21 protein-coding genes are annotated in these 26,563 nt (G+C 63.6%); 15 read left to right on the top strand and 6 right to left on the bottom strand.

The annotated features are described in order from the left end of the window. Positions 1–350: 350 nt before the first annotated feature. From AB4074_RS21590 to AB4074_RS21570, 5 genes are read left to right on the top strand one after another with little or no spacing between them, the layout of a single operon-like run. On the top strand, positions 351–1,667 hold the full coding sequence (locus AB4074_RS21590; protein ID WP_441415225.1) for an ABC transporter substrate-binding protein: 1,317 nt from the start codon (positions 351–353) through the stop codon (positions 1,665–1,667). A gap of 14 nt (positions 1,668–1,681) precedes the next feature. Continuing rightward, complete coding sequence (locus AB4074_RS21585; protein ID WP_441415224.1) at positions 1,682–2,686, top strand: carbohydrate ABC transporter permease; 1,005 nt, start codon at positions 1,682–1,684, stop codon at positions 2,684–2,686. Beyond that, the gene (locus AB4074_RS21580; RefSeq protein ID WP_441415223.1) at positions 2,683–3,591 is read left to right on the top strand and encodes a carbohydrate ABC transporter permease; all 909 of its coding nucleotides are present in this window, start codon (positions 2,683–2,685) and stop codon (positions 3,589–3,591) included. The genes AB4074_RS21585 and AB4074_RS21580 overlap by 4 nt, the downstream gene beginning before the upstream one ends. A gap of 5 nt (positions 3,592–3,596) precedes the next feature. Further along, complete coding sequence (locus tag AB4074_RS21575) at positions 3,597–5,651, top strand: beta-galactosidase (RefSeq protein ID WP_441415222.1); 2,055 nt, start codon at positions 3,597–3,599, stop codon at positions 5,649–5,651. Between the two features lie 29 nt (positions 5,652–5,680). Continuing rightward, a complete protein-coding gene (locus AB4074_RS21570; protein ID WP_441415221.1) occupies positions 5,681–6,460 on the top strand; it encodes a DeoR/GlpR family DNA-binding transcription regulator in 780 nt (259 codons plus the stop codon). Between the two features lie 19 nt (positions 6,461–6,479). On the opposite strand, the gene AB4074_RS21565 is transcribed toward AB4074_RS21570, so the two are convergent. Then, on the bottom strand, positions 6,480–7,499 hold the full coding sequence (locus AB4074_RS21565; protein ID WP_441415220.1) for a LacI family DNA-binding transcriptional regulator: 1,020 nt from the start codon (positions 7,497–7,499) through the stop codon (positions 6,480–6,482). Positions 7,500–7,512: 13 nt separating this feature from the next. Beyond that, complete coding sequence (locus AB4074_RS21560) at positions 7,513–8,715, bottom strand: Gfo/Idh/MocA family protein (protein WP_441415219.1); 1,203 nt, start codon at positions 8,713–8,715, stop codon at positions 7,513–7,515. A gap of 228 nt (positions 8,716–8,943) precedes the next feature. Between AB4074_RS21560 and AB4074_RS21555 the strand changes: the two genes are divergently transcribed. The 5 genes from AB4074_RS21555 to aroQ all read left to right on the top strand — a co-directional run bounded on the left by AB4074_RS21555 (position 8,944) and on the right by aroQ (position 15,205). Continuing rightward, positions 8,944–9,915 (top strand): carbohydrate ABC transporter permease, encoded by a 972-nt coding sequence (locus AB4074_RS21555; RefSeq protein WP_441415218.1) that lies wholly within the window; start codon positions 8,944–8,946, stop codon positions 9,913–9,915. A gap of 9 nt (positions 9,916–9,924) precedes the next feature. Next, positions 9,925–10,839, top strand: coding sequence for a carbohydrate ABC transporter permease (locus tag AB4074_RS21550; RefSeq protein WP_441415217.1), 915 nt, complete (start codon positions 9,925–9,927; stop codon positions 10,837–10,839). A 74-nt stretch (positions 10,840–10,913) separates the two neighbouring features. Then, positions 10,914–12,266: an ABC transporter substrate-binding protein gene (locus AB4074_RS21545; protein WP_345449046.1), complete on the top strand. Its 1,353-nt coding sequence runs from the start codon at positions 10,914–10,916 to the stop codon at positions 12,264–12,266. A 169-nt stretch (positions 12,267–12,435) separates the two neighbouring features. Next, positions 12,436–14,625 (top strand): alpha-galactosidase, encoded by a 2,190-nt coding sequence (locus tag AB4074_RS21540; RefSeq protein WP_441415216.1) that lies wholly within the window; start codon positions 12,436–12,438, stop codon positions 14,623–14,625. 115 nt (positions 14,626–14,740) lie between these two features. After that, positions 14,741–15,205 (top strand): type II 3-dehydroquinate dehydratase, encoded by a 465-nt coding sequence (aroQ, locus tag AB4074_RS21535; protein ID WP_059389485.1) that lies wholly within the window; start codon positions 14,741–14,743, stop codon positions 15,203–15,205. 184 nt (positions 15,206–15,389) lie between these two features. Here the strand turns inward: aroQ and AB4074_RS21530 are convergent, their stop codons facing one another. Beyond that, the gene (locus tag AB4074_RS21530) at positions 15,390–16,574 is read right to left on the bottom strand and encodes a MarP family serine protease (RefSeq protein WP_441415215.1); all 1,185 of its coding nucleotides are present in this window, start codon (positions 16,572–16,574) and stop codon (positions 15,390–15,392) included. Between the two features lie 247 nt (positions 16,575–16,821). Between AB4074_RS21530 and AB4074_RS21525 the strand changes: the two genes are divergently transcribed. Then, the gene (locus AB4074_RS21525; protein ID WP_011775987.1) at positions 16,822–17,499 is read left to right on the top strand and encodes a Crp/Fnr family transcriptional regulator; all 678 of its coding nucleotides are present in this window, start codon (positions 16,822–16,824) and stop codon (positions 17,497–17,499) included. A gap of 180 nt (positions 17,500–17,679) precedes the next feature. Here the strand turns inward: AB4074_RS21525 and AB4074_RS21520 are convergent, their stop codons facing one another. From AB4074_RS21520 to AB4074_RS21510, 3 genes are read right to left on the bottom strand one after another with little or no spacing between them, the layout of a single operon-like run. Continuing rightward, a complete protein-coding gene (locus AB4074_RS21520) occupies positions 17,680–18,591 on the bottom strand; it encodes an NUDIX hydrolase (protein ID WP_441415214.1) in 912 nt (303 codons plus the stop codon). A 17-nt stretch (positions 18,592–18,608) separates the two neighbouring features. After that, entirely contained in the window at positions 18,609–19,145 is a 537-nt protein-coding gene (locus AB4074_RS21515) for a RidA family protein (RefSeq protein ID WP_441415213.1), read from the bottom strand. A gap of 2 nt (positions 19,146–19,147) precedes the next feature. After that, entirely contained in the window at positions 19,148–19,303 is a 156-nt protein-coding gene (locus tag AB4074_RS21510; RefSeq protein WP_009359196.1) for a DUF4177 domain-containing protein, read from the bottom strand. Between the two features lie 37 nt (positions 19,304–19,340). On the opposite strand from AB4074_RS21510, the gene AB4074_RS21505 reads away from it, so the two are divergent. The 4 genes from AB4074_RS21505 (at position 19,341) to AB4074_RS21490 (ending at position 26,511) form a co-directional block, all read left to right on the top strand. Then, positions 19,341–21,614 (top strand): transglycosylase domain-containing protein, encoded by a 2,274-nt coding sequence (locus AB4074_RS21505; protein ID WP_441415212.1) that lies wholly within the window; start codon positions 19,341–19,343, stop codon positions 21,612–21,614. Beyond that, on the top strand, positions 21,607–22,569 hold the full coding sequence (locus tag AB4074_RS21500; protein WP_441415211.1) for a metallophosphoesterase: 963 nt from the start codon (positions 21,607–21,609) through the stop codon (positions 22,567–22,569). The genes AB4074_RS21505 and AB4074_RS21500 overlap by 8 nt, the downstream gene beginning before the upstream one ends. A gap of 298 nt (positions 22,570–22,867) precedes the next feature. Continuing rightward, positions 22,868–24,697 (top strand): ABC transporter ATP-binding protein, encoded by a 1,830-nt coding sequence (locus AB4074_RS21495; RefSeq protein ID WP_441415210.1) that lies wholly within the window; start codon positions 22,868–22,870, stop codon positions 24,695–24,697. Next, positions 24,694–26,511, top strand: a complete 1,818-nt coding sequence (locus AB4074_RS21490) for an ABC transporter ATP-binding protein (protein WP_441415209.1) — start codon at positions 24,694–24,696, stop codon at positions 26,509–26,511. Before AB4074_RS21495 ends, AB4074_RS21490 begins: the two co-directional genes overlap by 4 nt. Positions 26,512–26,563 lie beyond the last annotated feature (52 nt).

Raw genomic sequence — 26,563 nt, 5'->3', positions numbered from 1 at the left:
ACATCCTCGTGGTCCCCGAACTGCCCAAGACCCGCTCGGGCAAGATCATGCGCCGCCTCCTCAAAGACGTCGCCGAAGGCCGCGAACCCGGCGACGCCACCACCCTCTCCGATCCCACCATCATGGCCCAGATCGCGCAGTCGCTGAAGAAGTAGGCTCACGCCCAAACCACGCGGCGCCACGCCACCACGCAAGGGCGGCGGTTCTCTGCAAAGAGGACCGCCGCTTTTGTCTTAAAACCCGCCGTCGCAAGAATGTTATATTTAGTTCTTTCATGTTCTCTTTTGAGCGGTTATAGTCGAGTTCTACGTGAGAAAACTCACAAGCACCACGCTTTCAAGGGAGAGAACATGGCAGCGAATCTTGACCCGTTCCAGTCGGCCTACAATGCTGGCCCTGGACGCCGCACCATCCTGAAAACGCTCGGTATCGGCGCCGCCGGACTCGCCGGTATCCCGCTGCTGGCTGCCTGCACCGGTGGCTCCGGGCCCGCTCCCGGAGCCTCGTCGAACAGCCTGACCTTCGGCTCGGGCTCCTCGGACGATGTTCCCAAGGCAGCCTACAAAGCCGTCACCGATGCCTTCACCAAGAAGTCCGGCGTCACGGTGGCCACCAACGTCGTCCCGCACAACGACTTCCAGAACAAGATCAACTCCTACCTCCAGGGCAGCCCGGACGATGCCTTCACGTGGTTCGCCGGCTACCGCATGCAGTACTACGCGGGCAAGGGCCTCCTGGCTCCCGTAGACGACGTGTGGGCAACGATCGGCAGCAACTTCTCCGATGCCATGAAGAAGGCCTCCACCGGGCCGGACGGCAAGATGTACCTGGTCCCCAACTACAACTACCCTTGGGGCTTCTTCTACCGGAAGAGCTTCTGGGCGGAAAAGGGCTACGCAGTCCCCAAGACGTTCGATGAGCTGAAGACCTTGGCCACCAAGATGAAGTCCGACGGCATCATCCCCATCGGCTTCGCGGACAAGGACGGCTGGCCCGCGATGGGAACCTTCGACTACATCAACATGCGCCTCAACGGCTACCAATTCCACGTGGACCTGACCGCCCACAAGGAAAGCTGGGACCAGAAGAAGGTCAGCGATGTCTTCGACACCTGGAAGGCCCTCCTGCCGTTCCAAGACCCCAATGCCCTCGGCCAGACCTGGCAGGACGCGGCCAAGGCCCTCGAAGCCAAGAAGACCGGTATGTACCTGCTGGGTTCGTTCGTGACCCAGCAATTCACGGATCCCGCCGTGCTGGCGGACATCGACTTCTTCCCGTTCCCGGAAATCGCTGTGGAAGGCACCGACGCCGTCGAAGCCCCTATCGACGGACTGCTCCTGTCCAAGAAAGGCGGCGACAACAAGGCGGCGCACGACTTCCTGGCGTTCATGGGATCAGCCGAAGGCCAGAATGCCTACTCAGCCGTGGATGGCTCCAACATCGCTACCGTCAAGGGCGCCGACACCTCGAAGTTCACCCCGCTGAACAAGAAGTGCGCGGACACCATCGCCAATGCCAAGTACATCAGCCAGTTCCTGGACCGGGACGCCCTCCCGGCCATGGCCAACAACGTAATGATCCCCGCACTCCAGTCCTTCATCAAGGACGGCACCGTGGACGTCAAGAACCTTGAAGCGCAGGCCAAGACCCTTTACGCAGCCCAGTAGCTGAAGGAATCCCCATGAGTACTACCGCCGAGAAACCGGCAGCACCGGACAGCGAGCCCGGTGCTGTTGGGCGAACCATTGCCGGCAAGAGCCGGCCCGGCACCGGCAGGCGGAGCGGCAAAGCAGGCAGGGTCCGCCGCCTCACCCGCCGCGACAAATTCATCCTCGCGATCATGGTGGGCGTGCCCACCCTGATCCAGCTCCTGCTGGTCTGGCTGCCCACGCTCTTCTCCATTGCGCTGAGCTTCACCCGCTGGAACGGCCTGGACCTGAAGGACATCAAGGCCGCCGGGACGGACAACTACCGCTATGTGGTCCAGGACTACCCCCCGTTCTGGCCCGCCATCCAACACAACGTCCTGTGGCTCGTCTTCCTGGCCCTCATCGCGACACCCCTCGGACTGCTGCTGGCCGTGCTCCTGGACCAGAAGATCCGCGGCAGCAAGATCTACCAGAGCATCTTCTTCACGCCCGTCATGTTGTCGCTGGCCCTCATCGGCATCATCTGGCAGCTGTTCTACAACCGGGACAGCGGGCTGCTGAACTATCTCCTGGGCACGGCGGGCACACCTCAAGCCGTGGACTGGTTCGGGAATTCCAACGTCAACATCTGGGCGGCCATGGTCGCAGCTACCTGGCGTCACGCGGGCTACGTCATGATCCTGTACTTGGCCGGGCTCAAGGGAGTGGACCCCTCGCTGAAGGAAGCGGCGTCGATCGACGGCGCCAATGCGGCGCAGACGTTCTTCCGCATCGTTTTCCCGGCAATGCGCCCCGTGAACATCGTGATCGTGGTGATCACCATCATCGAGTCGCTGCGTGCCTTTGACATCGTGTACGTCATTAACCGAGGGACCAACGGCCTTGAATTGATCAGCGCCCTGGTGATCCAGAACCTGATCGGCGAAGGCCAGGTGATCGGAGTGGGCTCGTCCCTCGCGGTGATTCTCCTGGTCATCTCGCTGATTCCCATCGTCTTCTACCTCATCCGCACCTTCGGCAAGGAGAGCAAGGCATGAGCACCCTCGCCAACCCCATCCCGCGCACGGCAGCCGCAGGCGGAACCCGGACCTCCGGGAAGCGCCACTACGGGACCCATATTTTCCTGACCGTCATGGCAATCATGTGGCTGATTCCGCTCGGTTGGTCCTTGTTCACGGCTTTGCGTCCCAAGGCGGATACGGACAAATTCGGCTACTTCAGCCTTGGCGGCACTTTCAATCTCGACAACTTCATCACGGCCTGGACCCAAGGCGGATTCTCGAAGTATCTGTTGAACTCGGTGATCATCACCGTCCCCTCGGTGCTTTTGACCCTGTTCTTTGCCTCGATGATGGCATTTGCCGTCTCCAGGGTGAGCTGGAAGTTCAACATCACGCTGCTGATCATGTTCACGGCCGGCAACCTCCTGCCCCCGCAGGTCCTGGCAGCCCCGTTGTTCGAGATGTTCAAACACGTCACGCTGCCCTACTCGTTCAGCGATTCCGGCAACCTGCTCAACACCTATATCTCGGTGATCGCCGTGGACACGGCATTCCAGATCGGTTTCTGCACCTTCGTGCTCTCCAACTACATGAAGGCCCTCTCGTCCGACTTGACAGAGGCCGCGCTGGTGGACGGTGCCGGGATCTGGCGGCAGTACTGGAACATCATCCTGCCGCTGTGCAGGCCCGCCCTCGCGGCGCTCGGAACCCTGGAAGTCATCTTCATCTACAACGACTTCTTCTGGCCGCTGCTCTTCATCCAAAGCGGTAACCGGCTGCCGATCACTACAGCAATCAATAACCTGCAGGGCGAGTTCCTCAGCAATTACAACCTGCTCGCAGCGGGCGCCACCATCACTGTGATACCCACCCTGATCATCTACCTCGTGCTGCAGCGCCAATTCGTGGCCGGTCTCACGCTCGGTTCCAGCAAAGGATAAAACGCATGGCAATGGATTACATCGTGGACAAGCTGGGCGGCCGGATCGCGTTCGGCGGCGACTACAACCCAGAACAATGGCCCGAAGAGGTCTGGAAACACGACGTCGCCCTGATGAAGGAAGCCGGGGTGAACCTGGTCAGTGTCGGCATCTTCAGTTGGGCCCTTCTGGAGCCCGAAGAAGGCCGGTACGAATTCGGTTGGCTCGACAGGATCCTCGACCTGCTCCACAGCAACGGCATCAGCGTGGATCTGGCGAACGCGAGTGCTTCTCCCCCGCCGTGGTTCAGCCGCAAGTACCCCGATTCACTCCCGGTGGATGCCGACGGCGTCCGGCAAAGTTACGGTTCGCGGCAGGCCTTCGCGGCGTGCTCGCCCGACTATCGCCGGGCGGCAGCAGCCCTGACGACGGCGATCGTGCAGCGCTACGCGGGGCACCCCGCCGTCGTGATGTGGCATGTCCACAACGAGTATGGCTGCCACAACCAGCCGGACTTCGGCCCCCACGCGGAGCGTGGCTTCCAGGAATGGCTCCAGGCCAGGTACGGGAGCCTGGACGCGCTCAACGAGGCTTGGGGCACGGCCTTCTGGTCCCAGCATTACTACGACTGGGCCGAGATCCTGCCGCCGCGCCGCTCGGGAACGTGGGTGAACCCCACGCAGCAACTGGATTTCGCGAGGTTCTCCTCCGATGCCCTTCTTGAGTGCTTCAACGCAGAGGCAGACATCATCAAGGCACATTCGAAGCACCCGGTGACCACCAATTTCATGGGCTTCAACATGGGCCTGAACGCCCCTGTTGACTATTGGCGCTGGTCAGGACACATGGATGTCGTGTCCAACGACCACTATCTGATCGCCTCCGACGAACGGAACTTCCAGGATCTGGCCATGACGGCGGACCTCACCCGCGGCTGGGCACAGGGCAAACCATGGCTCCTGATGGAACACTCCACCTCGGCAGTCAACTGGCAACCCCGCAATGTGGCGAAAGCGCCGGGCGAAATGCTGCGCAACTCCCTGCAACACGTGGCCCGCGGAACCGACGGAGTGTTGTTCTTCCAATGGCGCGCCTCCCGCGCCGGGGCCGAAAAGTACCACTCCGGACTGGTCCCTCACACCGGCCGCGAGAGCAAAGTGTGGCGCGAAGTGGTGGAGCTCGGCCGTGCGCTCGAGAGCATTTCGGAGGTGGCCGGCTCCACGGTCCAAGCCGAAGCCTGCATCATCCACGACACCGACGCCCGCTGGGGCACCGAACTGGACTCGCACCCCAGTGAGGACGCACGGAACCTCCCGGAAACGCGGCGTTGGCACGATGCCCTCTACCGGGCCGGCGTCACCACGGACATCCGGCAAAGCACCGATGACCTTTCCGGCTACAAATTAGTGATTGCGCCCATGCTGTACCTGGTCACGGATGAAGGCGCGGCAAAACTCCACGAGTATGTCGAAGCCGGCGGAACCCTGGTGATCACCTATTTCTCCGGAATCGTCGACCAGAACGACCACATCCGCATGGACCCGGTCAACGGCGGCGGCTATCCAGGGGCGTTCTCCGAACTGCTCGGCGTGAGCATGGAGGAATTCTTCCCCCTGCGATCCGGGGATGCCGTCGGTTTGAGCCGCTTCGGCTCCGGGACGGTCTGGAGCGAGCTGGGTAAGGCAACCGCGGCGGAGGTTCTTGCCACGTTCGACGGCGGTGCAGCCACGGGCGGGTCCGGCGTCGACGGCTCGCCGGCAGTGACCCGTAGGGCCGGGTCCGCCGGACGCGGCTCCGCCTACTACGTGGCCACGAGCCTGGGCCGCGAGGGGCTTGCCGAACTGGTGCAGCTCCTCTGCTCGGACGCCGGGGTGGAGCCGGTCCTGGGTGTCCAGCCTCCGGAAGATGTGGAAATCGTCCGCAGGAGCAACGGCACCAAGGCCTGGACCTTCGTCATCAACCACAGCGCGCAGGACGTGGAGGTGCCGCTCGACGGCGTCGAGCTCCTGAGCGGGTCACCCACCGGAGGTACGCTAAACCTTACTGCCGGAGGCGTCGCCGTCGTCGCCACTCCCGCTTAGCCACCCCCCCGTCGTCCAGAAAGGCTCCGATGCTTCAGGCAGCCCGCCACACCGCCATTGTCGACGCCGTCCAGCGTGAACGGGTTGTCCGTGTCTCGGACCTCGCGCAACTGCTGGGCGTCTCAGCGATGACCGTTCGGCGCGACATCGAGTCGCTTGAGGAGTCCGGACTCGTCGAACGTATCCATGGCGGGGCCAAGATACCCGGCGATGCCCGGACCCACGAACCCGGCTTCGAACTCAAGTCCACCCAGCTGATCGATGAAAAGCACGCGATCGCCGTCGAAGCCGCCACCCTGGTCCATGAGGGCATGGCCGTGGGACTGAGCGCCGGAACCACCACCTACGAGCTCGCCAAGGTACTCCTGGAAGGCCCGCGGATCACCGTAGTGACGAACTCCATCAGGATCGCGGATCTGTTCCACAATGCCTCGGGTTCCCGGCAGGGTTTCCCGGTCATCGTGACGGGCGGCGAGCGCACGCCGTCGGACGCCTTGGTGGGTCCCATCGCCACGGCCGCGCTGAAGCAACTGCACCTGGACACCCTTTTCCTGGGCGTCCACGGCATGGATGCCGACGCGGGATTCACCACGCCGAACCTGCAGGAAGCCGAGACCAACCGGGCCTTCATCAGTGCGGCCCGCAACGTGGTGGTCTTGGCGGATCACAGCAAGTGGGGAACGGTGGGCATCGCCTCGATTGCCCAGCTGGAGGAAGCCGACGTACTCGTGACGGACTCGCATCTCGGCGAGGATGCCCGGCGCATCCTCGCCGACGGCGTCGGGAAGCTCAAGATCGCCGCACCTTAGCGTGGGGAGGGGGAACGCGCTACGGGCACCCGCACGATTGCCGGATGCGGAGCTGCGTGGGGAAGACCCTGTGCTGCGGGGGTTCGTTCCGGTTCTCGCCTACCAGTGCGGACACTGCGGCCTCTGCCATCTCCCACACGGGCTGCTCCACCGTGGTCAGGGCCGGCCAGCTGTATTCGGCCTCGATCGAACCGTCGAAGGACGCCACGGCGATATCGTCCGGAACGGACAAGCCAGCCTCGCGGATTGCCCGGAGGAGTCCGATTGCCTGCATATCGGAGCTGGCGAAGATCGCCGTCGGGCGGTTGTCCGCGGCCAGGAGGCGCTGTCCGGCAGCATAGCCCCCGGGGCGGTCGAACCCACCGCGAGCGAGCGGCCCAACCGGGAGTCCGGCAGCTTCCAGCGCCCGCCGCCAACCCTCCTCGCGCCCGTCAGCCTCGTTATCGGCCGTGATGCCCATGGCGAGTCCGATGTTGGTGTGTCCGTGGCCGATCAAATGTTGCACGGCCAGGCGGGCTCCGGCTTCAAGGTCCACGCCCACGCTGTTGAAACCAGGGGCGACCGAGGCATGGTTCAGCAGGACCGATCGGATTTCCGTGCCGAAAAGCTCCAGTAGATCGGGTTCGAACATGACGCTGGCCAGGACCACTCCATCAACCTGCCGGTCAGCGAGGTTGCGTATGTGGCGGCGTTCGGAGTCCAGGTTGTTGTCGGAATTCGTCAACAGCAGGGCATATCCGCGCTCGGCGGCAGCCACTTCCACCGCGTGTCCCAGCAGCGCCCAGAACGGGTTGCTGGAGTCGGGAATCACGAGGCCGAGGGTTTGGTTGGACCCCATTTTGAGCGCACGCGCGGCGGCATTCGGCCGGTACCCCAGGATCCGGATGGCCTCCTGGACCTTCGCTTCCGTTGCCGGCGCCACCTTCTTAGGGCCGCCGTTCACCACATAGCTCACGACGGCGGTGCTCACCCCGGCGTACCGGGCCACGTCTTTGCGCGTCACCGGTCCGCGCGGGGTGTGCACTGCCGAAGTTGTCATTGGATCATGCTAGCTACAAAGCCTCGGGAGCATCGCCAAAATCGCGGATGGGAAGCCGCTCGCCGCCGCGGAGGGCGGACTCGTGCGCCACGACGCCGGGAAGCGTGAAGCGCGCCGCCACCCAGGCGTTGACCGGGGGAAGGCTTCCTTTGTTCACGGCCGTGACGAAGTCGTCCACCAGGAACTGGTGGCTGCCTTCGTGCCCGGTGGGGGCTCCCTCGAATTCAACGGGGAGCCGGCCGGCGTCGTGCACCGGAGCGAGGCCGGAGATGAACGCACCGCGAAGTTCGGGTGCGACGTCCGCCAACGAGGGGTCATCGGCCGACATGCTGGGCTTGGTCTCCACCTGGTCCGAGACGTCGAGTACTCCCTTTTTGTCCTGCCACAGCGTGGTGGTGGCCAGCTGTTCAAAGCTTGCCTCCGTGCCGAAGAAGCGGAAGCGCGATTCCCGGATGTGCGAGGGGTAGCCGACGCGGCGCATCTCGTTGGTGCGCATCACGCCGCCGTCGTTCATTTCGAACAGCGCAGTGGCGTTGGAGAAGTCATTGTCGAACATGCTGACTTCCTTGTCGAAGACGCCGTCGCCGCGGTCATCCTTGACGCCGATGCAGCTGACGCTCACGGCGTGCCCCGGTATGGCGCCCAGCACGCCTCCGATGGCGTGGGTCGGGTACAGCATGGGCGGGTAGCTTGCAGTTGCTTTCCAGTTTTCGCCGCCGCTGTACTGGTAGGCCTCGTAGAATCCGAGGTCCATGTCGTGGACATAGTCGCCTTCGGTGTAGAAGATGCGGCCGAACTTGCCGGCGGCGTGCTGCTTGCGGGCATAGACGGTGGCGGGGTTGTAGAAGCTGGTCTCTCCCATGGCATAGACAAGCTTGGTTTCACGCACGGCGTCGATGATTCCGGAGATCTGTTCCTCGGAGATTGCCATCGGAACAGCCGAATAGACGTGCTTCCCGGCGCGCAGCGCCTTGATCACCAACGGCCCGTGCGTCCAGCGCTGCGTGAAGATGGCGACGGCGTCGACGTCGGAGGCCAGCAACTCGTCGAAGCTGCCCATGGTGCCGTCGAGCCCCAGCTGTTCAACAGCTTTGGACGCGCGTTCAGGGAACTCGTCCACTGCGTAGACCGAGGAAACTCCGGGGTGGAGCTTGAAGAGGTGGGCAAATTGGCCGCCGAACTGGCCGAGGCCTACTACTCCCATTGAAAACGTCATTGTTAGCCCTTCGATTCATGTGGGTGGCTTCAGAATGTCCCCGCCGCGCCGGGAGGGGCTCGACGAGTGACTCAGGCCAGTGAATCACCGGGATCTACTCGAGTCAACAAAAAGCAATAAATCTAAAATAATCGAACAAAAGTTCACAAGATCACTTGACCCCTTCAGATCTACTCGTGTAGATTTCCATCAGTTGTAACCCATATCACAGTCAGGGAAGGGTCGAAGATGACCACGCTCACCAAACATCCTGATCCGGAGCTCTCCGCTGCCGGCCGGTCGCGGAAGTCACGGAAATCGCAAAAAAGGGGAAAGCCCGGTGCAGGTTTCCGCGGCATCGGCGATCTTAAGATCGCGCTCCTCTTCATCGCCCCGGCGATGGTCGGCTTCGTGCTCTTCTACCTGGTGCCGACCATCCGCGGCATCTACCTGAGCTTCACCGAGTACAGCATCCTCGGAGACCCGGAATGGATAGGCGTCAAGAATTACCAACAGATCGCCAAGGACCCGCTCTTCTGGAACGCCCTTGGGGTCACGTCGGAATACGTCGTCATCAATATCGTGCTTCAGACGCTCCTTGCCCTGGGCCTCGCAATCCTCATGCACCGGGTGGCCAAGTCAACCCTCATCCGCGGGGCGCTCCTGCTTCCGTACCTCATGGCGAACGTCATTGCCGCGCTGCTGTGGTTCTGGATGCTCGACTACCAGATCGGCATCGTCAACCAGTTCATTGAGTGGTTCGGGCTGCCCCGCGTGGCCTTCTTCGGCAGTGAGCAATGGGCTATCCCCACGCAGGCGCTCATCAACACCTGGCGGCATATGGGCTACACCGCGCTGCTGATCTTCGCAGGCCTGCAGGCCATCCCCAACACGGTGTACGAAGCAGCCAGCATTGACGGGTCCAAGGCGGTCAGCACCTTCTGGCGGATCACCCTCCCGCTGCTGCGTCCCGTTCTCGCCCTGGTGCTCGTGGTGACCGTTATCGGTTCGTTCCAGGTCTTTGACACCGTTGCCGTCACCACCCAGGGCGGCCCCGTCAACGCAACCCGCGTGTTGCAGTACTACATCTACCAGCGCGCCTTCAACGAGCAAGACTTCGGCTACGGCTCGGCCCTCGCCGTGATCCTCTTCCTCATCCTCGCGATCGTGGCCTTCATCCAGATGAAGTTCCTGCGCGGCAACCAGTCGGACCTGGACTAAGGACACAACATGACCACCGTTTCCTCCCTCAAGGCAGGCACCCGCCGTCGTCCGTTCAACTGGCGCCGCGCAAGCGCCTGGGTGCTGCTTGCCATCGCCATTGCAGTGAGCGTGCTGCCGTTCTATTGGGTTCTGCGCACGGCCTTCTCCACCAACGGATCGCTTGCCGCAAACTCGGCAAGCCTCCTCCCTGCCGATTTCAACCTTGGTGCCTTCAAGCGCGTCTTCGGCCTCCAGACCGCCTCCGAAGCCATCGCCGAGGGCGGCTCCGGTGCCTCCATCAACTTTTGGCAATACCTGTTGAACTCCCTGCTCTTCTCGAGCATCACCACCGCGGGCGCCGTGTTCTTCAGTTCAATGGCGGCCTACGCCTTCGCCCGGCTGCGTTGGAAGGGCCGCGACGGCGTCTTCACGCTTTTCCTCGGCACCATGCTGGTCCCACCGATCTTCACGGCCCTGCCGAACTTCCTCCTCGTGAAAAACCTGGGCCTGCTCAACTCGATGCTCGGATTGGTCCTGCCCTACCTGTTCATGACCCCGTTCGCGATCTTCTTCATGCGCCAGTTCTTCCTCAACATGTCCCGCGAGGTGGAGGAAGCCGCAATGCTCGACGGCGCGAAACACTGGCGGATCTTCTTCCAGATCGTCATGCCCAACGCGGCCGCCCCCATCGCGACCCTCGCCCTGCTCACCTTCATGGGCCAGTGGAACGAATACTTCTGGCCGCTCCTGGTCGGGACCTCCGAGGAATCGCGCGTGCTCACGGTGGGACTGGGCGTCTTCAAATCCCAGTCCCCGCAGGGCGCCCCGGACTGGTCCGGCCTTATGGCCGCAACCCTGATCTCCGCCCTTCCCGTCCTCATCCTGTTCGCGATCTTCGGCAAGAAGATCGTCAACTCGATCGGCTTCAGCGGCACGAAGTAGTCCTTCCTCCATCACGTCCCCAACGGGCCGGCTCATGCCGTGTGCCCAACCCTCCCCACCCGAAAGGTCCCACCATGAAAAAGAAACTACTCGGCGCCGTCGCCGCTGCCGCTGTGGCCACCCTCGCCCTCTCCGCCTGCGGGAGCGGAGGAGGCAGCAGCGCCGACTCTGCCAAGGGCGAGGTCAGCTATTGGCTCTGGGACGCGAACCAGCTTCCCGCCTACCAGCAGTGCGCGGATGACTTCCACAAGGCCAACCCGGACATCACGGTCAAGATCACCCAGACGGGCTGGGATGACTACTGGGGCAAGATCACCAACGGGATGGCCTCTGGAACCGCCCCCGATGTCTTCACCGACCACCTTTCCAAGTACCCGGAATTCATCAAGACCAAACAGCTCGTCGCACTCGACGACGCGGTGTCCAAGGACAAGGTGGACCTCGCCCAGTACAACGCTGGCCTCGCGGACCTCTGGGTGGGCCAAGACGGCAAGCGCTACGGCCTTCCGAAGGACTGGGACACCGTTGGCCTCTTCTACAACAAGAAGATGGCAGCCGACGCCGGCCTCTCGCCTGAGCAGATGGCCTCGCTGAGCTGGAACCCGCAGGACGGCGGAAGCTACGAGAAGGCGATCGCGCACCTCACCGTTGACAAGAACGGCAAGCGAGGCGACGAGCCCGGTTTCGACAAGAACAACGTCGCGGTGTTCGGACTTGGGCTCCCCGGTTCCGACGCCGAAAACGCCGGACAGACCCAGTGGAGCTTCCTCTCAGCCACCACGGGCTGGAGCGCCACGGACAAGACCCCCTGGGGCTCGCACTTCAACTACGATGACAAGCGCGTCCAGGACACCATCGCCTGGTGGGCTTCACTGGCCCAGAAGGGCTACATGCCCAAGCTTGAGACCACAGTTGGGGCCAACGCACCTGACGCCTTCGGCGCCGGCAAGGCCGCCATCAACGCTAACGGCGACTGGATGATCGGCCAGTACAGCGGCTATAAGGGCATCGACCTGGGCATCGCCCCCACCCCGAAGGGCGTTGACGGCAAGAACGCCTCAATGTTCAACGGCTTGGCCGACTCCATCTGGGCCGGGACCAAGAAGAAGGACGCCTCCATCAAGTGGGTAGAGTACCTCGGCTCCTCGGCCTGCCAGGACGTCGTAGCATCCAAGGCCGTTGTCTTCCCGGCAATCAAGACCTCCACCGACAAGGCCGCCGCCGCCTTCACGGCAAAGGGCATTGACGTCTCCGCCTTCACCCAGCACGTGAAGGACAAGTCCACCTTCCTGCTCCCTATTACCGACAACGCCGCCAAGGTATCGGGCATCATGAAGCCGGCCATGGACGCCGTTATCGCGGGCAAGGCACCGGCGAGCTCCCTCACGGCTGCCAACGACCAGGTCAACGCCCTCTTCTCGAAATAGTCCCTCGGCGAGAGCCCTTCAACGGCAGGGCTCCCGCTATCCTGATCAGCAACGCCGCAGCCCCGCCAAACCGGTCCGGGCGCCGCCGCTTCACTCCTTTGACGGCGGCGCCCGGACTCTCCACTCCCTCTTAACGCACTCCCCCGACTCTCTGAAAGGGAACCAGCACATGGACCCGCTCCACCTCCGTTCCGCCGGCACAAGCCTGGTGGTCAGTTTCGATAACGGAGAGGCCGAGGTCATCCACTGGGGTGCCGATCTTGGCAGCGCCCTCCCGGACCTCGCCATCCTGGGCGAACCCATCCCGCACTCCGCCGTCGACGCGAACGTACCGGCGGCGCTCCTCCCCCAAGGCTCCTCCGCCTGGCAGGGCCGCCCGGGCCTCCGCGGCCAGCGAATCGCCGACGGCGTCCCTGGACTGGACTTTTCGCTCCGGCTTCGCGTAGTGGATGTGCAGGCTGACGGCAGTTCCGCCGTCGCCTCTGCAGCGATTGTCCAGAAGGATCCCGACGCCGGAATCACCGTGACGTCCACGCTCACCCTTCACCCCGGCGGCCTCCTCGAGCTGCGCCACACTGCCGTCAACGACGGCACGTCCCCCTTCCAGCTCGACGAACTGGCCACCGTCCTCCCGGTGGGGCCGGACGCCGTCGAACTCCTCGACCTCACCGGGCGCTGGTGCCGCGAACGGCACCCACAGCGCCGGGCCGTCCAGCAAGGGACCTGGGTGCGGACGGGACGCCACGGGCGCACGGGGCACGATTCCTCGCTGCTTTTCGCGGCGGGTACCGCCGGATTCGGCAATCGCCACGGGAAGGTCTGGGCCACCCACCTGGCCTGGAGCGGCAACCACGAACAATTCGCCGACACCGTGGCCGATGGCCGTACCATGATCGGCGGCTCCGAGCTCCTGGGCCCGGCCGAAGTGGTGCTCCAGCCCGGCGAGGGCTACACCACGCCCGCACTGTTTGCCGCCTACTCGGACCGCGGCCTGGACGGCATCAGCGAAGCCTTCTACAGCTGGTTCCGGTCCCGCCCGCACCACGTCCTGCCCGCGGCTTCCACGGGGCTCCCCGCCGGCAAGGCCCGCCCGGTGGTCCTGAACACCTGGGAGGCCGTGTACTTCGACCACAAGCTGGACACCCTGATCGAGCTCGCGGAGTCCGCTGCGGAACTGGGCGTTGAGCGCTTCGTGCTCGACGACGGCTGGTTCCGCGGGCGCCGTGACGACCACGCCGGCCTGGGTGATTGGTACGTCGACGAAACCCTTTGGCCCGACGGCCTGACACCGCTCATCGAGGCCGTGAACTCCCACGGCATGGAATTCGGGCTCTGGGTGGAACCGGAAATGGTCAACCTGGATTCCGATGTTGCCCGGGGGCACCCCGACTGGATCGTGGGCCCCGCGGCGCTCTCCCACAAGAACGGCGGCCGCCTCCCCCTGGAATGGCGCCACCAGCACATCATCGACCTCGTCAACCCCGTGGCCTGGCAGTACGTGTTCGAACGGATCGACGCCCTGCTTGGGGAAAACAACATCAAGTATCTCAAATGGGACCAGAACCGGGACCTCAGCGAGCATGGCCATGCAGGCCGGGCATCCGTGCATGCGCAGACCCTTGCGGCCTACCGGCTCTTCGACGAGCTCCGCAAGGCACACCCCGGTGTCGAGATCGAAAGCTGCTCTTCGGGCGGGGCCCGGGTGGACCTCGGCATCCTCGAGCGGACCGATCGTATCTGGGGATCGGACTGCAACGACGCCCTCGAGAGGCAGACCATCCAGCGCTGGACCGGCGTCGTGGTTCCACCGGAACTGGTGGGCGGGCACATCGGACCCACCACCTCGCACACCACGGCCCGCACGCACGATCTCTCCTTCCGCGCCATCACTGCGATGTTCGGGCATTTCGGCATGGAATGGGATGTCCGCCAGGTGCACGGTGCCGAACGCGAGGAACTCAAGCGCTTCATCGAGCTCTACAAGGAGCACCGCGGGCTCATCCACAGCGGACGGATGGTCCGTGCGGACGTCCCGGACGACTCGCTGATGCTGCACGGCGTTGTGTCCGACGACGGCGACTCTGGCTTGTTCGCCGTCGTCAGCACCCGGACGTCGTTCGCGGAACAACCCGGACGGCTGGCTGTTCCGGGCCTCGACCCCGAGCGTTCCTACAGGGTGCAAGCCATTTTCCCGGCCCCCGGCGATGCCGACTATGCCCGCACGTTCACCCAGGTGCAGCCGCCGGTATGGTTGCCATCCGGGGCCCAGGCGAGCGGCCGATTCCTTGCGGAGGTGGGGCTTCCGATGCCGGTCCTGAACCCGGAGCACGCGCTGCTGCTCAGCTGCACCGCGGTGTAGCTGCTGTTTGGCGTTTCTTACGCTGTTGGGTGTTTCTTACGCTGTCCAGCGCCGCGGCGCAGCGGGCAGCGTAAGAAACGCCGGACCGGCTCGGCGCACCGATAGATTGGGAGTCATGACTGAAGCTCCCACCGCCACCGAAGCCGGTCGCGGCACCATCCTCGTCCTCAATGGCCCCAACCTGAACCTGCTGGGCACGCGCGAGCCGGAAAAGTACGGCACTTCCACGTTGGCCGACGTCGAACAGCTCGCCATGGCAGCCGCCGAGGCCAACGGCTTCACAGTGGACTGCGTCCAGTCCAACCATGAGGGCGACCTCCTGGACGCCATACACGGAGCCCGCGGAACCGCCGTCGGGATCGTCATCAACGCTGGTGCCTACACACATACTTCCGTGGCACTGCGGGACGCCCTTGCGGCAGTGCAGCTTCCCGCCGTCGAGGTCCACATCACCAATGTGCACCAGCGCGAGGAATTCCGGCACCACTCCTACCTGTCTCCGGTGTGCTCCGCAGTGATCGTCGGCGCAGGAGTCCAGGGCTACAAGCTGGCCATCGACTACCTCGCCACCGCGGTCTAGATCCTCGGACGGAGCAGGGTTCCCTCGGCACTCCCCTGGGGACATGCCCATTCTTAGAGGCCAGGGTTGGACATGTGCGCCCCACTTCTGGGGACATGCTCATTCTTAGAGGCCAGCGATGGACATATGGGCATTATGTCCAGTGCTTAGATCAAACGCTGAGCATGTCCCTTGGTCGGCAGGGCTATTTCTTGGTGCACTGGCCCGACGACACCGCGTCGCTCAGGGATGGCGCTTGCTGGGCCACTGGCGACAGCTCGTCCATGGTGAGGGCGTAGCCCACTGCCACATCCGAAGTGGTCTTGGCGAAGACCACGCCGGCAACCTGCCCCTGGGTCGTCAGCAGCGGACCGCCCGAATTGCCCGGCTGCACGTCTCCGGCCAGCTTGTAGACCTGCTCCGGGGACGGGTTGTTGCCATAAATGTCCGGGACCAGCAGGGTCGAGATGCCCTCCACCGCGGCCGGCTTGGACTGGAACGGACCACCGTGGGGGTAGCCTGCGAAGGCCGCCGGCGAACCAGCCGGAAGGTCGGCGCTCAATTGGAGCGCCGCCGTCGGGAGACCGTCGACGGCGACCACGGCCAGGTCGCGTTGGCTGTCGAAGTAGACCACTCGACCAGGCAACGCACCTCCGTCGGGGATTTCCACTACAGGCTGCGACACGCCCGCCACGACGTGCGCGTTGGTCACCACGCGGCCGGGGGAAACCACGAAGCCGGAACCCGTCTGGTTTTGGCCGCATTGGTAAGCGGTACCGGCGATCTTCAGCACGGATTGGGCCGCATTGTTGAGTGCGGGGGTGTCCGTGCTGGTGTTCGGAACGGGCACAGGAGCCACGGGGCCGATGCCCTCGATGAGCTGCGGAATGCCGTTGCCCATGACCGTGGAACGCAGTTGCGCCACGCTGGCCTTGACGGGCGTGGGCGTCATGGTGTCGATGAAGCGGATCACCTTGGAATCGGCGAGCTGCTGCGAAACGAAGGGCACACCCAGAGAGCCGATGCTGAACGCCAACATGGACATGACCAGTGCGGCGACTACCAAGCTAACGAAACCACCCAGCACGCGGTCAAGGGCGTGCAAGGGCTGGATGCGCACCGCTTTGCGGACCCTCTGGCCGATCCAGGTACCGAGCCCGTGCCCCAGGACAATGAGCACCACGGCCGAGCCGATAATGGCGGTCAGCCTCCAGCCACTGTCCTTCACCCAGTCGCCGACGAGCGGGACCGCAATAAAAGCAGCCGCTGCGCCTACTGCGAAGCCTGCGATTCCTCCGAGCGTCACGAAGAAGCCGTTGCGCAGTCCGTAGATCAGGTAGGAAAGAAGCGTCAAAATCAACGCCAGGTCCAAGATGGTCAAGCCGAACACCAAAGCTCCTCACAGCCGAGTAAGCCCCAATTGTAGTTGCACAGACTGACAGCTTCCCTTCAGGAGCAAGCTGTCGTCCAGATCGCGAAGCCGCCGCCCGGCAGGGCATTCCCGGCCGATTGGGGCGCGATTTTGGGCCTCTTCCGCGTGATTTAGGGCGTTTCAGCTGCCAACTACGTCACAGACGCGACAAAATTCTGAAACAATGGCTGAAGCGCCCCAGCCGAACTTTTACTCAGGAGATTTCATGGATATCGAGGTATTGCGCCGCGCACCCCTCTTCGCCACCCTTGACGACGACGCTTTCCGTCTGCTGACGGACGAACTCACAGAGGTGGACCTTTCACGCGGAGCGTCCGTTTTCCGCGAGGGCGATCAGGGTGACCAGCTCTACTTCATCGTGTCCGGCAAGGTTAAGCTCGGCCGCACCTCTCCGGACGGCCGCGAATCCCTGCTGGCCATCCTCGGCCCGGGCGAGCTCTTCGGCGAGATGGCCCTGTTCGACCCCAGCCCGCGCACCGCGACAGCCACGGCCGTTTCCGAGACCCGCTTGGCAGGCCTGAAGAACGAAAGCCTCAACGCCCTGCTGCGCACTCGGCCCGAGGTGTCGGCACAGTTGCTGCAGGCCCTCGCCCGCCGCCTGCGCCGCACCAACGATTCCCTGTCCGACCTCGTGTTCTCGGACGTCCCGGGCCGTGTCGCCAAGGCCCTGCTGGACCTCGCGGACCGCTTCGGCCGGCCCGCGACCGACGGCGTCCTGGTGGCCCACGAACTCACGCAGGAAGAACTGGCCCAGCTGGTCGGAGCCTCCCGCGAGACGGTCAACAAGGCCCTTGCCGAGTTCGTCCAGCGCGGTTGGCTCCGCCTGGAGGCCCGCGCAGTAGTCATCCTGGACATGCAGCGCCTCCGCCAGCGCTCCCGGTAACTATCCACCAAGACACACATGCACGAAGGTCGCCCCGGTTGAACCAGGGCGACCTTTTGCATGAGCGGGATGGGGACAATCTGGGGAAGGACAGAAGCCCGGCATCCGGCAGCGTGCGTCTAAGCGAGGCACGAGCGAGCACGCCGAGGATGTCGGGCTTCCGTCCGGGATTGTGGCAGCTCAGCGCTCCCGCTGCGGCTCCCCTGAAACCGTCCGGGCGGCCTCGACTTCGAGCATGAGTGCGCCATCCTCTTCGACGAGCCGCGGCTGGTACATGTGTGGCTTCCGTTTGTAACTGAGGTACGCAATGCAGCCCTGGGCAGCGGCCATCTTCTCGAGGATGATCTCCGAGCCCGGCACCAGCAATTGGCCCAGTGGCAAGCCACGCGTGTTTTCCTGGCCGATTTCGTCCCCAAGCGCAGTGGTTTCGCGATCGGCCATAAGTTTGGAAACGCACACCCAACGCCCCCAGACACCCTTGCTGGCCAGCAGCGAGGGCTGTTGGTTAACCGGAAGGGTTGCCGCGAAGTAGCGGGTGTTGAAGCGACGGTGCGCGAAGTCCGGGCTGAGCCAGTTGACGAGCGGCTTGAGCAGGTCCGTCCGCAGCGACAGGCCACGCTTGGCCAGGACATCCGTGAAGGACTTGTCCTGCGCTGCTACGGCCTCGCGGGCCTTCATCCACTCGGGAGTGGATGTCGCCTCCACTGTGGAGGACAGGTCAGGGCCGGCCAGAAGCACGCCGGTTTCCTCGAACAGTTCGCGGATGGCGCCCACCACGTGGCGGCGGGCAAGTCCGACGTCGGCGGTCCCTAGCGTCTCAGCCCAATGCTGAGGTGAGGGGCCCAGCCAGCCGAGGGCGTCCTCGTCGGTGGGTTCCAGCGATCCGCCGGGAAACGCGACAACGCCCAGCGGCGAGGAACCGGGACGGTAACCCATCCACGTTTCCAGGCCGGTAGGCGAATCGCGGAGCAGGACAACAGATGATGCAAAACGCGCGGCGCGGGGGGCCCGTTCGCCGAGCTCAAGCCAATTCCGTGCAGCCCCTTCTAGTTCAGGGGGTAACGCAAACAGGCGTCGGGCTAGTTGTGGCAATTGAGTGAACCGGTTCCTTAGCTGAATTCAGCGATCAACTCGACCTCGACGGGAGAGTCAAGCGGAAGGACTGCAACGCCGACGGCGGAACGCGCGTGCTGCCCTTTGTCGCCGAAGACACGCCCGAGGAGCTCGGATGCACCATTAATTACACCGGGCTGGCCGGTGAAGGAGGCATCGGAAGCCACGAAGCCGACGACCTTTACGATGCGCGTGATGCGATCGAGGTCCCCGATGACGCTCTTGACGGCAGCCAAGGCATTGACTGCACAGACGGCTGCATACATCTGCGCGTCTTCCGGAGACACCGTGGGCTCTTCCGAAAGACCCTCTTCACCGCTGGAGACTTTGCCCGTAGCTTCGAGTTTGCCGTTAATGAAGGGCAGCTGTCCGGAGGTGTAGACGTGGTTGCCGGAGACGATGGCCGGAACGTAGGCGGCCACCGGAGCGGCAACAGCCGGCAGGGTCAGTCCCAGTTCGGCAAGGCGCTGCTCGACGGCGGATGCCGGAGCTGTGGAATCCGCGCCAACGCTGGCTTCTGCGGGGGTTGTCATTGTTACTGCTTCTCCCTCTTCAAGTATGCAACAAGTCCGTTTCCATCGGGTCCGGGAACAACCTGGACGAGCTCCCAGCCGTCCTCTCCCCACTGGTCCAGAATCTGCTTTGTGGCGTGAATGATGAGCGGAATCGTCGCGTACTCCCATTTGGTCATGAAAGAAAGACTAGCCCTTGCCGGTAAAGTGGTGAACATGGTGACTCGTAGGAACCCGCTATTCGACACTGCCACCACTCTTGGAAAGATCCTCGGATTCCTCGGTGTGAGCGCTATTTGTGGTGTCCTGGTGGCGGGCTTGCTCGTCCCCGCGGCTGCCGTTTCAGGCAGTGCGGCGAGTGGGTCCATTCAGTTCTTTGACACGCTGCCGGCGGAGCTTCAGGTGAACCCGCCCAGCCAGGCGACCACTATCCTGGCCGCGGATGGCAGCCAGATCGCCTCCATCTACTCTGAGAACCGCACGCGGGTCTCGCTCGACCAGATGAGCCCTTTCATCAAGGACGCGATCGTCTCGGTTGAGGACAGCCGCTTCTATGAGCACGGCGGCATCGACGCCACCGGCATCATGCGCGCCATCGTCAGCACAGCGCGCGGAAAACAGCAGGGTGCGTCCACCATCACCCAGCAGTATGTGAACAACGTCATCAATGAGTCCCTCGTTTCCCAGAACAAGGCTTCCGACGTCAAGCTCAACGGCGTCAACAAAGGCGTCGGCGACAAACTCCGGGAAATGAAGCTGGCCATCGCACTGGAGAAGAAGTTCTCCAAGCAGCAGATCCTTGAGGGTTACCTCAACATCGTCTTCTTCAACAAGGACGCCTACGGCATCGAGGCCGCATCGAGGCTCTTCTTCAGCGCCAGCGCCAAGGACCTCACATTGCCGCAGGCCGCCTTGCTGGCCGGCGTCGTCAACAGCCCGTCCTACTACGATCCGGTGACAAATCCGGACCACGCTAAGCAGCGTCGCGACCTTGTACTCGGCCTCATGCTGGACCAGGGAAAGATCAAGAAGGCTGACTACGACGCCGCCATCGCGACGCCGGTGACCACCAAGGTCACGCAGCCTCGCCAAGGCTGCCCCTACTCCGCCACTGCTGCGTATTTCTGCGACTACGTGCTGCACCTGCTCTACAACAACCCGGCCTACGGCGCCACGCCGGACGAGCGCGTCAACCGCGTCTCACGGGGTGGCCTGACCATCCAAACCACACTGGACCCCAAGGCGCAGGCCGTGGCCCAAACCCAGGTTGACACTTCCGCCGGCGCCAATCCGGACAAATGGGGCGCTTCCTTGGTGTCGGTCCAACCGGGCACCGGCAAGATCATCTCGATGGCCCAAAATACCGTCTGGTTGCCAGCCGACGGGAAGTTCCAGGCCGAGCAGAACTTCAACGTAGACAAGCTGGATGCCAACGGCAATGACCTCAACGGTTTGGGCGGCTTCCAGCCCGGTTCCACCATGAAGCCCTTCACTTTTGCCGAATGGTTGAACGAGGGCAAGTCGATGAATACTGTGCTGGATGGTACCGTCCGGCGGTATCCCCAGAATTTCCCGTGGAAGAATACTTGCCCGACTCCGACGGTCGGCTGGTATGACAGCACCAATGGCACCCATGACCTCCAGAACGCCGAGGGTGGATATTACAAACCCATGACAGTGGTGGATGGTTTGGCCAACTCCATCAACACCATGACATTTGCCACGGCTGCAAGGGTTGACCTGTGTGGCATCCAGAAGGTCGTCGATGCTGTTGGCATCCACGGCGGCCTGCCGGACGCCAGCAATCCCAACCCTAAGGTTCCCATGACAACGTTGGGCAACCTGATTGGTTCCACCCAGACCGCGCCACTGACTATGGCCAGCGCCTTCGCCACCTTTGCCAACAATGGCACGTACTGCGAGCCGATCGCCATCACCTCAGTAACCGACCAGACGGGCGCCAAGCTGCCGGCCCAGTCCACGAGCTGCAGGAGCGCGGTCACCCCCGAGGTCGCTCACGGTGTTGCTTACGCCATGCAAGAGGTTCTGAACAAGGGTTCCGGCTCGCTGATCCAGCCTCGAATCTCCACCAAGACCAACTTCCCCATCGCGGGCAAGACCGGAACCAACGACTCAAACGGTTCCACCTGGGTTGCCGGCTACACTTCCGGCCTTGCAACGGCCACGTGGTTCGGCGATCCGCTGGGCAGCCAGAGCCGAGCGGGACAGAACGTCACCATCAATGGAAAGTTTTACCAAGGCATTGACGGTTACATGATCGCCGGTCCGCAGTTCTCCAACTACATGCTCCAGGTTGCTCCCGCCTATGGAACCAACCCGTTCCCGGCCCCGCCGTCGAACCTTCTGGATCCTCCGGGGTACAAGCCGTCGACGCCGAGCACCACCACTCCGGGCAACACCTCTCCGAGCACCCAGCCGAGCAGCAACGGGAACGGCAATGGAAATGGCAACGGAAACAAGAATGGCTAGCGGCTCCAAGCCCGTCATTGAATCGCTGGCAAGCCGCGTCCGAAGCATCGGACGCGGCTTTGCCGTCACCGCAGCGGCGGGCGCAACCGCCGGCGTTGCGGGCTTTGCTTATGGCCTCTGGGAAAAGAACCAGTTCGTGCTCCGGGAGGAGACCGTTCCCATCCTGCCCGAAGGCTCGGCTCCCCTCCGGGTGCTGCACATAAGCGACATCCATTTCGTACCTAGCCAACGCAGGAAGGCCGAATGGCTGCGTTCGCTCGCGGCGCTTGAGCCTGACCTCGTGGTGAACACTGGTGACAATCTCAGCCACCCCCACGCCGTCGTTCCGCTGCTGGATGCATTGCGGCCACTGTTGAAGTTCCCGGGCGTCTTCGTCCCGGGCTCCAACGACTACTACGCCCCGCGGTTCAAGAATCCGGCAGCGTATCTGCGCGGCCCGTCGCGCGTCAAGAACAATCCGGTCGAGCTCGATTGGCCTCGGCTGCGTTCCGGTTTCGGGATGTCGGGCTGGATCGACCTCACCAACAGGCACCAGTCCCTGCCCATCAACGGGATCCGTTTCGATTTCTCCGGAGTGGACGACCCCCATCTGAATCGGGAGCGCTACGCTGGCTGGCCACGCGGCACGCTCGGACAGGACTCCCGCCCGCACCTGCGCGTAGCCGTCATCCACGCCCCCTATCAACGGGTCCTGGACCATTTCACGAACGACTCCGCAGACCTCATCCTCGCCGGACACACCCATGGCGGCCAGATCTGCATACCTGGCTACGGCGCCTTGGTTGCCAACTGCGATCTCCCCACGTGGCGCGCAAAGGGCTTGCATGACTGGGAAAACAACGGACGTGCGACGCCGGTCAACGTCTCTGGCGGCATCGGCACCTCACGCTTCGCGCCAGTGCGGATCGCGTGCAAGCCGGAAGCGGTGCTGCTGACGCTGACAGCCCGCCAATAGCCAGCGCCACCACTGAGCATGTCCGTCCCGCCGCACCAAGGATGGACATGTCCACCCGCCCCAATGAGCATGCGCATCCCGCCAGACCAAGGCTGGACATAACAGCAATATGTCCATCCTTCCCTTCCAAAGCTGAGCATGTCCGGGGAGGGGCAGTACCGAATACCTCGTATCACGCAACGCAATGGTGCTGTGAATCCTGTTACGCGATGGCATAGGGTAGTTGCTACAGGAAACTACCTCCGCCCGCCGTACGAAAAGACTCGGAACGCCGGGACAAAGCTGTTGAGAAGCGGGCATGGCCAAACAGACTTCATTCTTCACCTCCGTCAAACGTCTCTATCCGCACGTTAAACCGATCCTCCCCCGGCTTTTCATGGGGCTGCTCAGCGCTTTGCTGGCCAGCATCATGGCGCTTGCCATTCCGCAGGTGCTGCGGGTTTTGATCAACGGTTCCCTCCACCCTGGCGGCCCGAGCAACGCCGTCTGGATTGCCGCCGTCGTGGTTCTGGGACTCGGCATCGCAGAAGCCGGGCTGGTGGCGCTGCGGCGCCAGTTCGTCATTAATCCCGCGACCACCGTGGAATCGAGGATGCGGGTGTCCCTCTACGGGCATCTGCAGGACCTCACCGTTTCCTTCCATGACCGTTGGGGTTCAGGACAGCTCTTGTCCCGCGCGATGACGGACTTGAACTTCCTGCGGCGTTGGATGGCCTTCGGCGCGATCATGCTGGTGGTGACCACGTTGACCGTGGTGATCGGCGTGGCGGTGATGTTCGCGATGAGCTGGCAGCTGGCGTTGATCTTCCTGGCCGCCGCGGTGCCCATCATGGTCTATTCCTTCCGTTTCCGCCGCCGCTTCAGCCTGGTGACCCGGCTGAGCCAGGACCAGGCCGGCGATCTCGCCACCACGGTGGAGGAGTCCGTTCACGGCATCCGCGTGCTCAAGGCCTTCGGTCGCAGCCGCGAAGCGCTGGAGAACTTCAACGAGCAGGCCGAGGAGCTGAGGCAGACCGAGATCGCCAAGGCCAAGCACCAAGCCACCTTCACTCTCGTTGTGACGCTGCTGCCCGAGCTGGCACTGGGCGTCGGGCTCGTGGCGGGCGTCCTGCTCGTCTCCACGGGCCAACTCAGCATCGGTTCCCTGGTTGCGTTCTTCGGCACCGCGGCTGTTGTGGCAGCACCAGTGGAGTTCTCGGGGACCCTCCTGGCCATGGCATTGACCGCCAAGACCGCGCTCGACCGCCACTTCGAGGTCATGGACACGCCCAACACCATCGCCAGTCCCGCGAACCCCAGAACACCCAAGGAACTGCGCGGGGCTTTGAGCTTCAAGGGCGTCGCCTTCGGTTTCGACGACGGCGCCCGGCTCCTGGACGACATCACCCTGGACATCAGGCCCGGCGAAACCATGGCCCTCGTGGGCATTACGGGCAGCGGAAAGAGCGCCTTGCTCCAGCTGGTCCCCCGGCTCTACGACGTGACCGAAGGATCCGTAACCATCGACGGCGTGGATGTCCGCGACTTCAGCGTCGAGCAGCTGAGGACCGTCGTAGCGGTCGCCTTCGAGGACACCACCCTCTTTTCCAGCTCGGTCCGGGACAACGTGCTGCTCGGCGCGCCGGACACGTCCGAGGAGGCCCTCGAGGAAGCGCTCGACGTCGCGCAGGCTCACTTCGCGTTTTCGCTGCCCGACGGCGTCGGGACCCTCATTGGAGAGGAAGGGCTGAGTCTTTCCGGCGGCCAGCGGCAGCGGATCGCGCTCGCCCGGGCCATCGCAGCCAAGCCCAGGGTCCTCGTGTTGGATGATCCGCTATCGGCCCTGGACGTGAACACGGAGGAACTCGTCGAAGCCAGGCTCCGCGAAGTCCTCCGGGACACCACCACGCTCATCGTCGCGCACAGACCCTCGACCGTTGCCCTGGCCGACCGGGTGGCGCTGCTCGAAAACGGAACCATCACCGCCGTCGGGACCCATACGGAACTGTTGGCCAACAACGCCCACTACCGCTACGTGATCGCAAGCCTCGACTCCGGTCCGAAGGACCTCGACCTCGAACTCGACGAGCTGGAACACGAGCTGGATTCGGAACAGCACATGGACCAAGCCGGGGAGGGCCGCCGATGAGCACGTTCGGAACCGCCAATGAAGACAACGCCCACCTGAGCCGCAGCGACAGCAAAGCACTACGACGGCGGTCGGTCGCCTTGCTGGGATCGCTCATCCGCCCGGTGCGGTTGCGGTTCTGGCTGACGCTGGGCATGGTGGTGCTCTCGCAGGCCACCCGGGTAGCCGGGCCGGCGATCATCGCTTTCGGCATCGACCACGCACTGCCCTCGCTGCTCGCAGGGAACAACATGCCGGTGGTCCAGGCCGGCGTCCTGTACCTGGCCGCGGCCCTCGCCACGGCGATTTTGACGGCCCTTTACGTCACTTCCACGGCGAAGCTGAGCCAGTCCATGCTTCTGGACCTGCGGCTGCGGGTCTTCCGGCACACCCAACGTCTCAGCTTGGAGTTCCACGAGAAGTACACCTCGGGCAGGATCATCGCGCGCCAGACCTCGGACCTTGAGGCGCTGCGTGAACTCCTCGATTCCGGCGTCAGCTCGTTGGCATCCGGGATCCTGTTCATGCTTTTCACGGCATTTACGGTATTTGCGCTCGACTGGCGCAGCGGGCTACTCATGCTGGCCACGGGCGTGCCCGCGTACTTCCTGGCCCGCTGGTATCAGAAGCACTCGCAGATCGCCTTCCGCGAATCGCGGGTGGTGTCCGCGAGACTGATTGTGCACTTCGTGGAGACCATGACCGGCATCCGGGCCATCAAGGCCTTCCGCAAGGAGCCGGAGAACGCCCAGCGCTATGCCGAACTCTCCGAGGACTACCGCAAAGTCACGGTCCGTTCCATCAACCTCAACGGCGTCTTCCAACCAGGCCTGGTCTTGATCGGCAACGTGTGCGCGGCAGTGGTCCTGCTGTTCGGCGGCTTCCGGGTGCTCTCTGGAGATCTGGCGGTGGGCGTGCTCCTGGCCCTGATTCTTTCAACGAAGCGCTTCTTCCAGCCCGTGGACCAGATGGCCATGTTCTACAACTCATTCCAGAGCGCCCAGGCCGCGCTCGAGAAGGTGTCCGGACTGCTCGAAGAAGTCCCGACGGTCCGGCCGCCCAAGAACCCGGTGCCCTTGCCCCATGCCCGCGGCGAAATCGACTTCCGTGGCGTGGAGTTCGGTTACGGCAACGGCAAGGTAGTAGTCCCCAGGCTGGACCTTCACATTCCCGCCGGACAGACCATAGCGCTCGTCGGACAAACCGGTGCCGGCAAATCGACCTTCGCCAAGCTCATCGCCCGCTTCTACGACGTCACCGAAGGATCCTTGACCCTCGACGGCGTCGACCTCCGGGAGCTCTCGACGGCGGACCTGCGCCGCGCCGTCGTGATGGTCACCCAGGAAGCCTTCCTCTTCAGCGGTTCCGTGGCGGACAACATCGCCTTGGGGCGGCCCGAGGCCACGCGTGCGGAGATCGAAGAAGCTGCGAAGGCCGTCGGTGCGCACGACTTCATCTCCGCCTTGCCTGACGGCTACGACACGGACGTCAACAAGCGCGGCGGCCGGGTCTCCGCCGGGCAACGGCAGCTGATTGGCTTTGCCCGGGCGTTCATTGCGGCCCCGGCGGTACTCATCCTGGACGAAGCGACATCTTCGCTTGATATCCCTTCGGAACGGCTGGTGCAGGCCGGCCTGAGCAGTCTGCTGTCCGGAACGGACTCCGAGCGCACCGCGATCATCATCGCCCACCGGCTCTCTACTGTGGAGACCGCAGACCGGGTGCTGGTGGTGCACGAGGGACGCATCGTCGAAGACGGCACACCGGCCGAACTCATCGGTGGAGGAGGACGGTTCGCCCGGTTACACGGCGCCTGGAAGGACTCGCTTGTCTGAGGTTGTTGTTCCCGGGCGCGGCTTCCTTCGATTTCGCATCCGGAGAGGGATC

Source organism: Arthrobacter sp. 2MCAF14, from assembly GCF_052115645.1.
Classification (GTDB): Bacteria; Actinomycetota; Actinomycetes; order Actinomycetales; family Micrococcaceae; genus Arthrobacter.
Note: the sequence above shows the minus strand (reverse complement) of the source record. Positions and strands in the feature narration are given on the sequence as shown.